This window comes from Stutzerimonas sp. LR2 (assembly GCF_055755175.1).
Window position 1 is genome coordinate 188,941 of record NZ_JBVTRR010000002.1, and the last position, 13,502, is coordinate 202,442.

Sequence of the window (13,502 nt, forward strand, 5' to 3'; positions counted from 1 at the left end):
GCGGCCGCGACGTTCAACCCAGCAAGGCGACAGTCTTGATCTGTGCCCACAGCTGCTGGCCAGGGGCGATCGCCAGCTGATCCGCCGACCGCCGGGTGATCCGCGCCAGCAGCGGCGTGCCTCCGGCATCCAGGCGCACCAGCACGTGCGCGGGAGTATCGGCCGCTACCACGGCTGCGACGCGCGCCGGCAGCAGGTTGGTGATGCTGCTGCCTTCGGCGCGCAGCAAGGCCAGGCTTACGTCCCGCGCATGCACACGAAAGCGCAGGCGCTGCCCCGGTGCTTCCGGGCGCTGCGAAACCAGCACTTCGCCACCGGGGAAAGTCAGTCGGGTCAGATGATAGTGGGCGTCGTGCTCAGCGACTTCGGCCTCGACCACCACGCCGGCGTCCTCGCTGAAGGCGGTGGGCAGGTCCAGCCGCGCCAGGGTCTCGCGCAGTTCGCCCTGGGCGATGGCTCGGCCCTGCTCCAGCAGCACCACGTGGTCGGCCAGCCGCGCCACTTCATCCGGGGAGTGGCTGACGTAGAGCACGGGGATATCCAGCTCGTCGTGCAGGCGCTCCAGGTAGGGCAGGATTTCGTTCTTGCGCTTGAGGTCCAGCGCCGCCAGCGGCTCGTCCATCAGCAGCAGGCGCGGGCTGGTCAGCAGCGCGCGGGCGATGCCGACACGCTGGCGCTCGCCGCCGGACAGCCGATCCGGCATGCGTTCGAGCAGGTGAGCGATGCCCAGCAGTTCCACTGCTTGTTCCAGCGCTACACGGCGCTGCGCTGCCGCCACGCGGCACATGCCGAATTCGAGATTGCGCCTCACCGACAAGTGGGCGAACAGGTTCGCTTCCTGAAACACGTAACCGATGGAACGGCGATGCGGTGGCACGAACAGATTCTGCACGCTGTCCTGCCAACGTTCGCCATTGACGGTCAGCTCGCCTTGGCCTGAGCGCTCCAGGCCCGCCACGCAGCGCAGCAGGGTGGTCTTGCCCGAGCCGGAGTGACCGAACAGCGCGGTCACCCCGCGGCCGGGCAGCTGCAGATCGACATCCAGGCTGAAGTCGGCATAGTCGAGGCGAAAACGTGCCTGGATTCCGCTGTTGCTTGCAGCACCGCTCATCCGCGCCACCCTTGCTTCAACCGGCTGCCATAAAGCACCAGCAGCACCAGGAAGGAGAACAGCAGCATGCCGCCGGCCAGCCAATGCGCCTGGGCATACTCCATGGCCTCGACATGATCGTAGATCTGCACCGACACCACGCGCGTCTGGCCCGGAATGTTGCCGCCGATCATTAGCACCACGCCGAACTCGCCGACGGTATGGGCGAAACCGAGGATGCTGGCAGTGATGAAACCGGGGCGGGCGAGTGGCAGCACCACGCTGAAGAAGGTGTCCCAGGGGCCGGCGCGCAGCGTGGCGGCGGCTTCCAGCGGGCGCTCGCCAATGGCTTCGAAGGCGTTCTGCAAGGGCTGCACCACGAACGGCAGCGAGTAGAACACCGAGCCGACCACCAATCCGGCAAAAGTGAAGGGCAGGGTGCCCAGGCCTAGACTCTGGGTGAACTGGCCGATGAAGCCATTGGGCCCCATGGCCACCAGCAGGTAGAAGCCGAGCACCGTCGGCGGCAGCACCAGCGGCAACGCGACCACGGCCCCGATCGGCCCTTTCATGCGCGAAGGGGTGCGTGCCAGCCACCAGGCGATGGGCGTGCCGATCAGCAGCAGGATCAGCGTGGTCACGCTGGCCAGTTTGAAGGTCAGCCAGATTGCTGCCAAGTCGACGCTGTCCAGCGGCATGTTGCTACTCCAGCCCGTAGCCGTAGGACTGGATCAGCTCGCGGATCTGCGGCTGGGCCAGGTAAACCAGCAAAGCCTTGGCAGCCGGATTGTCCTTGCCCTTGGTCAGCAGCACGGCGTCCTGACGAATCGGCGCGTGATAGTCGGTGGGCACGATCCAGCCGGAACCGGTGGTGATCTCGCCATCCTTCGCCACCTGAGACAGCGCAACGAACCCCAGTTGTGCATTGCCGCTGGCGACGAACTGGTAGGTCTGGGCGATGTTTTCACCCTGCACCAATCGACCGCGGAGGGTTTCGGCAAGGCCGAGCTGCTCCAGTGTGGCCAGGGCGGCAGCGCCATAGGGCGCGGTCTTGGGATTGGCCACGGCGAGGTGACGGAAATCGCCATTGCGCAGCAGTTCGGGGCCGTCCTGCACCGCGCCCGCAGTCGGCGACCACAACACCAGCCGACCCACGGCATAGGTGAAGCGGCTACCGGGTATGGCAGCGCCCTCCTGTTCGAGCCGTTGCGGCGTGGTGTCATCCGCTGAAAGCAGCACTTCGAATGGCGCGCCATTGCGAATCTGGGCGTAGAACTTGCCGCTGGCGCCGAAGGCAAGGCGCGCCTGGTGGCCTGTGTCGCGCTCGAAGCGTGCTGCAATCTCCTGCATCGGAGCGGTGAAATTGGAGGCGACGGCAACCTGTACCTGGGCGGCAAAGGCAGTGCTGCCGTGTAGCAGAAGCAGTGCCATGGCGTAGTGGAACAGTCGAGATAGCGTCATACGGCCTCGTTCGGTGCAAAGCGGCTGGCCGCATCATATTGCAGTTTGGCCAGGCTGTGATTGACCGGGCACGCTTCGACGCTCACCGGCATTGTCGCGAGCACGCCGGGGGAGTAGCGTGTTGAATCCGTGATCGGAGAGCTGACCATGAATATCACCCGCTCACTGGTAGTTCTGATGTTGGCCTTCGCCAGCGCCTCGGTGGTTGCCGCCGAATGTCCGGCACTGTTGCAACACGAGCTACCCAAGCTGCGCTCCAAGGACACCGTCGATCTGTGCAGCCAGTTCCAGGGCAAGGCACTGGTAGTGGTCAATACGGCCAGCCATTGCGGATTCACTCCGCAGTTCAAGGGGCTTGAAGCGCTCTACCAGCGTTACAAGGAGGAAGGCCTGGAGGTGCTTGGCGTGCCGTCAGACGATTTTTTTCAGGAGTCAGACGACGAGGCCGAGACGGCTGAGGTCTGTTACGTCAACTACGGCGTGACGTTCACCATGACCCAGACCCAGCCGGTGCGCGGGCGTGACGCTACGCCACTGTTTCGCGAACTGGCAGAGCAGGCCGGGGCAGCGCCGCGCTGGAACTTCTACAAGTACGTCGTCGACCGTGAAGGGCGAGTCGTTGCGCATTTTTCCAGCAAGGTGAAGCCGGATGACCCGCGGGTGATCGCTGCGGTGGAAAAAGCGCTGGCAAGGTAGAAAAGAAAAAGCCCCGGAGAACCGGGGCTTTTTTGTAGCGCTTGAATCAGAAGCGGTAGCTGAGCGAGGCACCGAAACCGTGGGCGCGGTTCTTGAACGTCGCGTCGTAGTTGGCTTCAAGCAGTCCGCCCTGATAGCTGCGGCTGCGGCTGATATCGACTTCTTCCTCTCGCAGGTACGAGTAAGCCAGGTCGACGGTCATGTCGTCGGTGGGATTCCACGCCAGGCCGAAGCTGATCGCGGTGCGGTCGCCCGTCGGGATGCGCGGAGAACGATGGAGGTTGTTGGTCGGGCTCTGGTCGAAGGCCAGACCGGTACGCAGCGTCCATTCGCGGTTCAGCTTGTAGGCGGCACCGATGGCATAGGACCAGGTGTCATGCCAGTCCTGCTCTTCGACGATGGGCGCCAGGTTGCCTTGCAGCGGGCCCGGAATTCCGTCGTTCTCGATGACGATCGCTTCGAAGCGGCTCCAGCGGGTCCACATGGCACCGCCGTACAGCGTCCACTGGTCGTTGAGTTCGTGCGTCAGCGATACATCCACCGACTCTGGCGTGTCCAGGTCCAGGGAGGCATCGTACTTGCCAGATGCGCCGGATACATCGAACCCTGGTCCGGAAAGCTTGGTGTCGCCCTCAAGCTTGTACTTGACCTTGGAGTGGTAGGTGACACCCGCGCGGGTCTGCGGAGTGAATTCATAGAGCACGCCGGCATTGAAGCCGAGCGCCGTATCATTGCCCGTGACCTTCACTCGGCCATCGTTCGAGCCCAGCGGGCCGACAGGGTTCGGCGAGTTGCTTTGCAGCTCACCATCGATGCGGTTGATGGTCGGGCCGAAACCGACAGACAACTTGTCGTTGAAGCGGTAGCTGACGGTGGGCTGTACGGTGATCACGCGCACTTCACTGTAGTTGCCGAAGTAGCGCCCCTGATAGCCGCTCTCGTAGTCGGTGACCAGGCCGAACGGCACATAAACGCCAACGCCTGCAGCCCATTTGTCGTCGATCGGCTTGACGTAGTAGCCCATCGGCACTGCCGTGAAGGGGACCATGTCTCCGTCGTTGCTGCCACTGTATGGCACGGTCGCACCGCCGAGCGCCGGGCCCGAGAACGAACCGGAATTGTTCTTGATATCCGTCTTCGCATGGATCGCTGCCATGCCGAAGCTGACTTCTTCACGCTTGAGGCGGGACATGCCGGCCGGGTTGCCGAAGAGGGTGGTGGCGTCGTCGGCGGAAGATGAGCGGCCTGCGAAGGAGGTGCCCATGCCGCTGATGCTTTGCTCGTTGAGGGCGAAACCGGCTGCCATTGCCTGGCTGGACAAGGCGCCTACGGCTACCGCGAGTGCGGTCTTCAACCATGTTGTTTTCATTGTTGTACTACTCCGGGATAAAAGCGGGTCGGAACCTAGCAACTTTCTCGGACAGGTAGCAAGACAATGAATTGCAATTTTTCGTAAAGATGGCGACTAACGGTTGTGAAAACAAATGTAACTTCGGCAAAACCGCAGAGGCGTATTGTGACTCGTCAGCCACGCCGCGCCTGCTGGCGCCGCGTGGTGGTCGGACTCAGGCGCGAGGCCGCCGGGTGTCGGTGATCCACTCGCTCCAGGAGCCGGGATAGAGCGTCACCAGCGGATAGCCAGCCAGACACAGGGCAAACAGGTTGTGGCAGGCGGTCACGCCGGAGCCACAGTAGGCGACGGTGCGCTGGGGTGGCTTGTTGCCCAGCAGCGGTTCGAAGCGCCTGCGCAGCTGTTCGACCGGGAGAAACCGGCCGTCGCCGCGGAGATTCTCGGTGAACGGAACGCAAGTGGCATTGGGGATATGCCCGGCGATCGGATCGATGGGTTCGACTTCGCCGAGAAAGCGGGGCAGCGCGCGGGCGTCGAGCAGCGCCAGTTGCGGATCGTCGAGGCGCTCCTGAAGCGTGGAGGCATCGATGATCAGGCTGCTGTCGGCGCGCCCGCTGAAGGTGCCTGGCTCAGTATCGGGGATCGCTTCGTCCATCGGTAGACCGGCTTCGCGCCACGCCTTGAGGCCGCCATCGAGAAGGTAGATGCCGTCGCGTTTACCGAGCCAGAGCAGCAGCCACCATGCCCGTGCGGCAAAGGCACCGGGGCCGTCGTCGTACAGCACCACGTCGCTGTCGTCATCGAGGCCCCATTGGCGAAAGCGCGCCGCCAGCCGCTCCGGATCCGGCAGTGGGTGCCGGCCGGTGACACCAGGGGTGACCGGGCCGGATAGGTCCTTCTCCAGGTCGGCGAACCGGGCGCCGGGAACATGGCCCTGGCGGTAGCTGCGCTCGCCGTAGGTGGAATCTTCCAGGGCGAAGCGGCAATCGAGAATGCGCAGCGCGGAATCGTCCAGGCGCCGGGCCAGTTGCTCGGCTGTGATGAGTTGTGCAAGTGGCATCGTACGCCTCCGGGGAAACATCGCTAAACACTACCAGCGTGCGCGCCGGCCATGAATGCCCGGCCGGTCGGATGCTCGATATATACTGCGCGCCTCGTTCGGCCGCGCGCCGGTCGTCAGCCGAAAAGGAGGCCGTGTGGCCATCGAAACTCAATGGGTCGTGGATGATGCACATCTGGCCCGCCTCTGCGCCGAATGGCGCCAACTGCCATTTGTGGCGGTGGACACCGAATTCATGAGGGTGGACACCTTTTATCCCATCGCCGGGCTGGTGCAGGTGGGTGACGGGCGGTGCGCCTATCTGATCGACCCGCTGGCGGTGCGCGATTGGCGTCCGTTTGCCACACTGCTGGACGATGCTGCTGTGGTAAAGGTGCTGCATGCCTGCAGCGAGGACCTCGAAGTATTGCTGCGCCTGACCGGCAGCCTGCCGCAGCCGCTGTTCGATACCCAGTTGGCCGCCGGCTACCTGAACATCGGCTTTTCCATGGGCTATTCGCGGCTGGTCCAGGCCGTGCTTGGCATCGAACTGCCCAAGGGCGAAACGCGCTCGGACTGGCTGCAGCGGCCGCTGAGCGAGATGCAGGTGCGCTACGCCGCCGAGGATGCGCAGCACCTGGCCGAACTCTACGAAGCGCTGCTGCCGAAGCTGTCGGACGACAAGCGAGCCTGGGTGCTGGAGGACGGTGCCGAGCTGGTCGCCAACCTGCAGCGCGAATCCGACCCGGAGGAGGCCTATCGAGAGGTCAAGCAGGCCTGGCGCCTCAAGCCTCAACAGCTGGCCGTGCTCAAGGTGCTGACCGCCTGGCGTGAGCGCCAGGCCCGAGCGCGCAACCAGCCGCGCAATCGCGTGTTGCGCGAGGCCAGTCTGTGGCCGCTGGCGCGTACCCAGCCGCGCGATCTGGTTACGCTGGCGCGCATCGATGAGATGCATCCGCGCACCGTACGCCAGGATGGTGAAGCCTTGCTGGCGATGATCCGCGAGGCCGCCGCGACGCCCGAACAGGATTGGCCGGCGGCGCTGCCGGAGCCGTTGCCGCTGGAAGTTTCCGGCGTGTTGAAGAAGTTGCGGGCGGTCGGCCAGCGCGAGGCGAAGGCGCTGGATATCGCGCCGGAGCTCATGCTGCGCAAGAAGACCCTGGAGGCACTGCTGAAAAGCGGTTACCCCGACGGCCCTTATCAACTGCCCGATTCGCTGCGCGGCTGGCGCCGCGAGCGGATGGGGCAGGCCCTGCTGGATGTTCTGGAAAAACGCTCATGAAACTCATCTGTTCCATTTACAAGAGCCCCCGCAAGGACGGCATGTACCTCTACGTCGACAAGCGCGATGCGCTCAAGCGCGTGCCCGAGGGCTTGCTCGCCGCATTCGGCGCGCCGCAGCTGGCATTCGAGCTGGTGCTCACCCCGGAGCGCCAGCTGGCGCGCGAGGACATCAACAAGGTGCTCGCCAACATAGAGGCGCAGGGCTATCACCTGCAGATGCCGCCGGCCGAGGACGAGTACATCGAGCACCTTCCCGAGGAACTGCTGCGCATGAACGATCCCATGTGAAGGTGCCCGGCCAGGCATGACCGGGGACAAGGTCGTGCCGGCGGATCGGACTATTCTGAAGTCGTCCGCACATGCATAGGGAGACGGCTCATGAAAACGCGTTCCTGGGTACTCGGTTCGATCCTTGCCGGTCTGGCGATGTCTGCCAGCGCGCAGCCGGCGCCGGCCTACGACAACGAAGCCTGGCAGCAGCACTGGCAGAAGATGCAGGAATATCGTCAGGCCTGGCAGGCCGCGAAGACGCCGGAAGAACGGCAGAAGCTGCGGGACGAACACTGGCAGAGCATGCAGTCGACCATGGGCGCCATGGGAGGCTGCCCGATGGGCGGCCCGGGTGCCGGCATGGGCAAACAGGGCGGCAAGCCGATGCAGGGGGCAATGGGCGGCGGCCGCATGATGGCGGCACCGTCCAAGGAAATGCTCGACATGCGCATCCAGCACATGGAACAGATGCTCGAGCAGATGCGCAGCCATCGCGACATGCTCGACAAGCAGTAATCCGCCGCGTGGCTGCCTGCCGCTCCGGCCGGCGGCCACGGGTCAGACCTTGATCCGCCTGCCGGCTATTGGCCGGATATCCTGCAGTGGCTAGACTTGCCGCTTTTTCCCGGTAGTGACAGAGAGATGGCGGCCAAAGTCGAACCCTTCTGGAAGCGCAAGACCCTCGCCGAGCTCGATTCGGCCGAGTGGGAGTCGCTATGCGACGGCTGCGGCCTCTGCTGCCTGCAGAAGCTCGAGGATGAGGAAGATGGCGCCGTGTACTACACGCGCATCGCCTGCCGCTTGCTCGATCTGAAGACCTGTCAATGCAGCGATTACCCCAATCGGCGCGCCAGCGTACCGGACTGCATTCAGCTCAATGCCCAGGACGCCGCACAGTTCAAGTGGCTTCCGCCCACCTGCGCCTACCGCCTGGTGGCCGAGCGCAAGGACCTGCCGCTCTGGCACCATCTGGTCTGTGGTGACCGCGAGGCGGTACACGTCGAGCGCATTTCCCAGGCCGGCAGGATGCTCGCCGAAGGCAGCGTTGCCGAGGAGCATTGGGAAGACCACCTGATTTTCCGTGCTGGTTGAATCTAAGCGCCGATTGCATCGTCTCAAGATCAGCACACCCCTCGCGTTATCCGATCCGTGGAGTTCTCTTCGATGCTTGCTCGACTGCTGTCGCTGTTCGCTCTCGTTCTTTTCGTCGTCGGCCCGGCACAGGCGGCCAAGCGGGTCGATCTTGACTATCACGTGCGCTTCCTCCCGGCGGAAGATCAGGCAGTGGTGCAGCTGATCCTGGAGAAGGGCGAGGCGGTCCGCAGCCTCCAATTCAACCTGGGCGACGAGGGTTACTACAGCGACTTCCAGGCGGACGGCGAATGGCAGCAGGAGTCGCCGGCACTGGGCACCTGGCGACCTGCCCCCGGCAAGGCGACCCTTAGCTATCGCGTTCGCATCAGCCATCCCCGTGACAATGGGCGCTTCGATGCACGGATGACGCCCGATTGGGCGCTGTTCCGCGGCGATGATCTGGTGCCGCCGGCGCGGCTGGATCAGGTCGATGGCGTGAGCTTGGTGTCACGCATCAGCTTCGAGCTGCCGGAAGGCTGGAAGAGCATCGAAACCGGCTGGCCGCGGATCGGCAAGAACCGCTTTCGCGTGGACAACCGCGAGCGTCTGTTCGATCGCCCGACCGGCTGGATGCTGGCCGGCAAACTGGGCACCCGTCGCGCCAAGCTTGGCGAAACCGAGGTCACCGTCGCAGCGCCGGTAGGGGAGGGCGTGCGGCGGATGGACATCCTGACCATGCTTACCTTCGTCTGGCCGCAGGTGCAGAACGTCTTTCCCCGCGATCCGGCAAAGCTGCTGATCGTCGGCGCCGGCGATCCCATGTGGCGCGGTGGGCTGTCCGGACCCAATTCCCTGTACATGCATGCCGACCGCCCGCTGGTCAGCGAGAACGGCACAAGCTCGCTGGTGCATGAGCTGGTGCATGTGTTCAGCCGCATCAAGGACACCGATCGCAGCGACTGGATCAGCGAAGGGCTGGCCGAATACTACGCCATCGAACTGGTGCGCCGTGCCGGAGGGATGAGCGAGGATCGTTACCAGGCAGTTCGGGAGCACCTGATCAAATGGAGTCGCAAGGTCGATAGCCTGCGCACCGAGCATTCCACCGGCCCGATTACCGCGCGCGCCGTGTTGCTGTTGCAGGATCTGGACAAGGAAATCCGCCAGCGCAGCAAGGGGCGGCATTCGCTGGACGATGTCGCGCGCGGCCTGATGCGCATGGATACCGTCAGCACGGACGACTTCATCACCATGACCGAAACGCTGCTTGGCGGCGGCTCGAAGGCGCTCAACACCCGACTGCTGCGCTGATTCCGAATCGCCAGGGTCAGCCCGCCCCATGAGGAGACTTCTGTGACCATCATCGATCTTCGCAGCGACACCGTCACTCAGCCGTCCAGCGCAATGCGTGAAGTGATGTGTTGTGCTGTGACCGGTGATGACGTTTACAGCGAGGACCCGACGGTCAGCCTGCTCGAGAGCCGCCTCGCCGCGAGTCTGGGGTTTGCCGCAGGGCTCTTCGTTCCTTCGGGGACGATGAGCAATCTGCTGGGGCTGATGGCGCACTGCGAGCGGGGTGACGAGTACATCGTTGGCCAGCAGGCGCACACCTACAAATACGAAGGCGGCGGAGCAGCGGTGCTGGGCTCGATTCAGCCGCAGCCGATCGAAATGGAGGCGGACGGGACGCTGGACCTTGCCCGCGTCGAAGCGGCGATCAAGCCGGACAACTTCCACTTCGCCCGTAGCCGTCTGCTGACGCTGGAAAACACCATGCAGGGCAAGGTGCTGCCGCTGGACTATCTTGCCGCGGCTCGCGACCTCATGCGCCGGCACGGCCTGGCGCTGCATCTGGATGGTGCCCGGCTGTTCAATGCGGCGGTAAGGCTCGGTTGCGATGCCCAAGAGATCACCCGGCATTTCGATACGGTTTCGGTGTGTCTGTCCAAGGGGCTCGGTGCGCCGGTGGGGTCGGTGCTCTGCGGTGGCGAGGCATTCATCGGCAAGGCGCGGCGCCTGCGCAAGATGGTCGGCGGTGGCATGCGCCAGGCTGGCGTGCTCGCCGCCGCCGGGCTCTACGCGCTGGAGTACAACGTCGCTCGGCTCGCCGAGGATCATCGTCGCGCCCAGTGGCTCGGAAAGGAGCTGGCCGCGCTTGGCTTCGCGGTCGAGCCCGTGCAAACCAACATGGTTTATGTGACGGTGGGTGACAGGGCTTCGGCATTGGCGGAGTTCTGTTCGACGCGTGGCATCCGGCTGACCCCTTCGGCACGGCTGCGTCTGGTGACCCATCTCGACGTGCACGACGAGCACCTGCCGATGGTGGTACGTGCCTTCGCCGAATTCGCCGGGAACATGAGCGGCAATTGACGTCGAATTGCTTGATTCAATCGCCTTTATCCCCTATACCCGGCGCGCAGGCCCGATATAATGCGGCCCTTTGCCGGCTATCCGTTGGATAGTTGCGAACCGGCTTTCGGTGGTCCCGCCTCGCCGTGTCGTTTTGCAGCCGTTCGGCCGCAGTCCTCTGGAAGAAATCTATGAAAAGCGCAGAAATCCGTGAAGCCTTCCTCCGCTTCTTCGAAGAGAAGGGCCACACTCGCGTGGCCTCCAGTTCGCTGATTCCGGCGAACGACCCGACCCTGCTGTTCACCAACGCCGGCATGAACCAGTTCAAGGACTGCTTCCTCGGCCTGGAGAAGCGCGCCTATACCCGTGCCACCACCAGCCAGAAGTGCGTACGTGCCGGCGGCAAGCACAACGACCTGGAAAACGTCGGCTACACCGCGCGTCACCACACCTTCTTCGAGATGCTCGGCAATTTCAGCTTCGGCGATTATTTCAAGCGCGACGCGATTCACTACGCCTGGGAGTTTCTGACCAGCGACAAGTGGCTGAACCTGCCCAAGGAGAAACTCTGGGTCACGGTCTATGCCACCGATGACGAGGCCTACGACATCTGGACCAAGGAAGTCGGCGTGCCGGCCGAGCGCATGGTGCGCATCGGTGACAACAAGGGCGCGCCCTACGCCTCGGACAACTTCTGGGCGATGGGCGATACCGGCCCTTGCGGTCCCTGCACCGAGATCTTCTTCGACCACGGCGAACACATCTGGGGTGGCCCGCCCGGTTCGCCAGAGGAAGACGGCGACCGCTACATCGAGATCTGGAACAACGTGTTCATGCAGTTCAACCGCACCGCGGACGGTGTGCTGCACCCGTTGCCGGCACCGAGCGTCGACACCGGCATGGGCCTGGAGCGCATCAGCGCCGTGCTCCAGCACGTCAATTCGAACTATGAAATCGACCTGTTCCAGAGCCTGCTGAACGCGGCGGCGGACGCCATCGGCTGCGCCAACGAAGGCCAGGCTTCGCTGAAGGTCGTTGCCGACCATATCCGTTCCTGCGGCTTCCTCATCGCCGATGGCGTGACGCCGTCCAACGAAGGCCGTGGCTACGTGCTGCGCCGCATCATTCGCCGCGCCTGCCGCCATGGCAACAAGCTCGGCGCCAAGGGCAGCTTCTTCCATCGCATCGTCGCCGCGCTGGTAGCGGAGATGGGCGACGCCTTCCCCGAACTCAAGCAACAGCAGGCGCATATCGAGCGCGTGCTGAAGAATGAGGAAGAGCAATTCGCCAAGACCCTGGAGCAGGGGCTGAAGATCCTGGAGCAGGATCTGGCCGGGCTTGCCGGTAGCGTCATTCCCGGCGAGGTGGTGTTCAAGCTGTACGACACTTACGGCTTCCCGGTCGATCTGACCGGTGACATCGCGCGCGAGCGTAATCTGACTCTGGATGAAGAGGGCTTCGAGCGCGAGATGCAGGCCCAGCGCGAGCGTGCCCGCTCGGCGAGCGCCTTCGGCATGGACTACAACAGCCTGGTCAAGGTGGAAGGCGAGACGCGCTTTATCGGTTACCAGGGCACGTCGGGCAGCGGCAAGGTTCTGGCGCTGTTCAAGCAAGGCATGCTGGTCGATAGCCTGAGCGCTGGCGAGGAGGGCGTCGTGGTGCTCGATCAGACGCCGTTCTACGCCGAATCCGGCGGGCAGATCGGTGACTGCGGCTACCTCGAGGCACAGGGTCTGCGCTTCGATGTGCGCGACACCAGCAAGGCTGGTGGCGCATTCCTGCATCACGGAATCGTCGACAGCGGCACGCTGACCACGGGCGCGCAAGTCGAGGCGACGGTCGACGCTTCAGTGCGCCAGGCTACGGCGCTCAACCACTCGGCGACCCACCTGCTGCATGCTGCGTTGCGTGAAATTCTCGGTGAGCACGTGAGCCAGAAGGGCTCCTTGGTGGACAGTCAGCGCCTGCGCTTCGACTTCAGCCACTTCGAAGCGATCAAACCGGAGCAGCTCCGCGCACTGGAGGATCGCGTCAATGCCGAGATCCGCCGCAATTCGGCGGTGGAGATCGAGGAAACCGATATCGATACCGCCAAGGCCAAGGGCGCAATGGCGCTGTTCGGCGAGAAGTATGGCGACACCGTTCGGGTGCTGACCATGGGTGGCGGTTTTTCCGTCGAGCTGTGCGGTGGTACCCACGTGAACCGCACCGGCGACATCGGCCTGTTCAAGATCACCAGCGAAGGCGGCGTGGCCGCTGGCGTGCGGCGGATCGAAGCGGTAACTGGCGCACCGGCGCTCGCCTACCTCAATGACGCCGAGGAACAGCTGAAGGAGGCGGCCAGCCTGGTCAAGGGCAGCCGCGAGAATCTGTTGGACAAGCTCGGTGGCCTCCTGGAGCGCAACCGTCAGCTGGAAAAGGAGCTCGAGCAGCTCAAGGCCAAGGCCGCCAGCGCTGCAGGTAATGACCTGGCGGCATCGGCGGTTGAGGTGAACGGCATCCGCGTGCTGGCGGCACGTCAGGATGGGCTCGACGGCAAGGCGTTGCTGGCGCTGGTCGACCAGCTGAAGAACAAATTGGGCAGTGCGGTCATTCTGCTGGGCGGGGTTCAGGACGATAAGGTCGTCCTGGTTGCCGGCGTGACGCAGGACCTGACCTCGCGCCTGAAGGCCGGGGATCTGATGAGGCAGGCCGCTGCCGCGGTAGGTGGCAAGGGCGGTGGTCGCCCGGATATGGCCCAGGGCGGCGGTACCGATGCCGCCAAGCTGGACGAGGCGTTGGCCTTGGCCCTGCCGTTTGCTCAGCAGGCACTTTGATTACGTTGCCGGAGGCGCCTCCGGCATCTGCAGGTTGTTTGTTTAATGAATGCCCTTTGCGGGCTCTAGGCG

The 13,502-nt window shown here is 64.1% G+C and carries 13 protein-coding genes; 8 read left to right on the forward strand and 5 right to left on the reverse strand.

The genetic code is table 11. The annotated features are described in order from the left end of the window. Nucleotides 1-13: 13 nt before the first annotated feature. Genes modC through modA form a run of 3 tightly spaced genes read right to left on the reverse strand, consistent with a single transcriptional unit; the run spans nucleotide 14 to nucleotide 2,551 of the window. Entirely contained in the window at nucleotides 14-1,111 is a 1,098-nt protein-coding gene (gene modC, locus ACVRRC_RS07265) for a molybdenum ABC transporter ATP-binding protein (RefSeq protein WP_472996801.1), read from the reverse strand. Continuing rightward, nucleotides 1,108-1,788: a molybdate ABC transporter permease subunit gene (modB, locus tag ACVRRC_RS07270; protein WP_003283954.1), complete on the reverse strand. Its 681-nt coding sequence runs from the start codon at nucleotides 1,786-1,788 to the stop codon at nucleotides 1,108-1,110. Before modB ends, modC begins: the two co-directional genes overlap by 4 nt. Nucleotides 1,789-1,792: 4 nt before the next feature. Then, nucleotides 1,793-2,551 carry a molybdate ABC transporter substrate-binding protein gene (modA, locus tag ACVRRC_RS07275; RefSeq protein ID WP_013982201.1) on the reverse strand — a complete coding sequence of 253 codons (759 nt, stop codon included), beginning with the start codon at nucleotides 2,549-2,551 and terminating at the stop codon, nucleotides 1,793-1,795. Nucleotides 2,552-2,698: 147 nt separating this feature from the next. On the opposite strand from modA, the gene ACVRRC_RS07280 reads away from it, so the two are divergent. Next, nucleotides 2,699-3,247 carry a glutathione peroxidase gene (locus ACVRRC_RS07280; protein ID WP_045157688.1) on the forward strand — a complete coding sequence of 183 codons (549 nt, stop codon included), beginning with the start codon at nucleotides 2,699-2,701 and terminating at the stop codon, nucleotides 3,245-3,247. A 46-nt stretch (nucleotides 3,248-3,293) separates the two neighbouring features. Here the strand turns inward: ACVRRC_RS07280 and ACVRRC_RS07285 are convergent, their stop codons facing one another. Continuing rightward, entirely contained in the window at nucleotides 3,294-4,616 is a 1,323-nt protein-coding gene (locus ACVRRC_RS07285) for an outer membrane protein transport protein (RefSeq protein WP_243364130.1), read from the reverse strand. Nucleotides 4,617-4,812: 196 nt separating this feature from the next. Continuing rightward, on the reverse strand, nucleotides 4,813-5,658 hold the full coding sequence (locus ACVRRC_RS07290) for a sulfurtransferase (protein WP_472996802.1): 846 nt from the start codon (nucleotides 5,656-5,658) through the stop codon (nucleotides 4,813-4,815). Between the two features lie 136 nt (nucleotides 5,659-5,794). Between ACVRRC_RS07290 and rnd the strand changes: the two genes are divergently transcribed. From rnd to alaS, 7 genes are all read left to right on the forward strand, one after another. After that, complete coding sequence (gene rnd / locus ACVRRC_RS07295; protein ID WP_472996803.1) at nucleotides 5,795-6,919, forward strand: ribonuclease D; 1,125 nt, start codon at nucleotides 5,795-5,797, stop codon at nucleotides 6,917-6,919. Continuing rightward, nucleotides 6,916-7,209 (forward strand): YcgL domain-containing protein, encoded by a 294-nt coding sequence (locus ACVRRC_RS07300; RefSeq protein ID WP_011912541.1) that lies wholly within the window; start codon nucleotides 6,916-6,918, stop codon nucleotides 7,207-7,209. The genes rnd and ACVRRC_RS07300 overlap by 4 nt, the downstream gene beginning before the upstream one ends. Nucleotides 7,210-7,299: 90 nt before the next feature. After that, the gene (locus ACVRRC_RS07305) at nucleotides 7,300-7,707 is read left to right on the forward strand and encodes a hypothetical protein (protein WP_011912542.1); all 408 of its coding nucleotides are present in this window, start codon (nucleotides 7,300-7,302) and stop codon (nucleotides 7,705-7,707) included. A gap of 126 nt (nucleotides 7,708-7,833) precedes the next feature. After that, entirely contained in the window at nucleotides 7,834-8,283 is a 450-nt protein-coding gene (locus ACVRRC_RS07310; RefSeq protein ID WP_013982207.1) for a YcgN family cysteine cluster protein, read from the forward strand. A 72-nt stretch (nucleotides 8,284-8,355) separates the two neighbouring features. Next, entirely contained in the window at nucleotides 8,356-9,576 is a 1,221-nt protein-coding gene (locus ACVRRC_RS07315) for a M61 metallopeptidase family protein (RefSeq protein ID WP_279947061.1), read from the forward strand. Nucleotides 9,577-9,618: 42 nt separating this feature from the next. Then, nucleotides 9,619-10,635, forward strand: a complete 1,017-nt coding sequence (gene ltaE / locus ACVRRC_RS07320) for a low-specificity L-threonine aldolase (protein WP_472996804.1) — start codon at nucleotides 9,619-9,621, stop codon at nucleotides 10,633-10,635. 170 nt (nucleotides 10,636-10,805) lie between these two features. After that, nucleotides 10,806-13,430 carry an alanine--tRNA ligase gene (gene alaS, locus ACVRRC_RS07325; protein ID WP_049326326.1) on the forward strand — a complete coding sequence of 875 codons (2,625 nt, stop codon included), beginning with the start codon at nucleotides 10,806-10,808 and terminating at the stop codon, nucleotides 13,428-13,430. Nucleotides 13,431-13,502 lie beyond the last annotated feature (72 nt).

Bases quoted from the DNA above. Each gene is read 5' to 3' on its own strand.
- modC (WP_472996801.1), bottom strand. From the start codon at position 1,111: ATGAGCGGTGCTGCAAGCAACAGCGGAATCCAGGCACGTTTTCGCCTC.
- modB (WP_003283954.1), bottom strand. From the start codon at position 1,788: ATGCCGCTGGACAGCGTCGACTTGGCAGCAATCTGGCTGACCTTCAAA.
- modA (WP_013982201.1), bottom strand. From the start codon at position 2,551: ATGACGCTATCTCGACTGTTCCACTACGCCATGGCACTGCTTCTGCTA.
- ACVRRC_RS07280 (WP_045157688.1), top strand. From the start codon at position 2,699: ATGAATATCACCCGCTCACTGGTAGTTCTGATGTTGGCCTTCGCCAGC.
- ACVRRC_RS07285 (WP_243364130.1), bottom strand. From the start codon at position 4,616: ATGAAAACAACATGGTTGAAGACCGCACTCGCGGTAGCCGTAGGCGCC.
- ACVRRC_RS07290 (WP_472996802.1), bottom strand. From the start codon at position 5,658: ATGCCACTTGCACAACTCATCACAGCCGAGCAACTGGCCCGGCGCCTG.
- ACVRRC_RS07300 (WP_011912541.1), top strand. From the start codon at position 6,916: ATGAAACTCATCTGTTCCATTTACAAGAGCCCCCGCAAGGACGGCATG.
- ACVRRC_RS07305 (WP_011912542.1), top strand. From the start codon at position 7,300: ATGAAAACGCGTTCCTGGGTACTCGGTTCGATCCTTGCCGGTCTGGCG.
- ACVRRC_RS07310 (WP_013982207.1), top strand. From the start codon at position 7,834: ATGGCGGCCAAAGTCGAACCCTTCTGGAAGCGCAAGACCCTCGCCGAG.
- ACVRRC_RS07315 (WP_279947061.1), top strand. From the start codon at position 8,356: ATGCTTGCTCGACTGCTGTCGCTGTTCGCTCTCGTTCTTTTCGTCGTC.
- alaS (WP_049326326.1), top strand. From the start codon at position 10,806: ATGAAAAGCGCAGAAATCCGTGAAGCCTTCCTCCGCTTCTTCGAAGAG.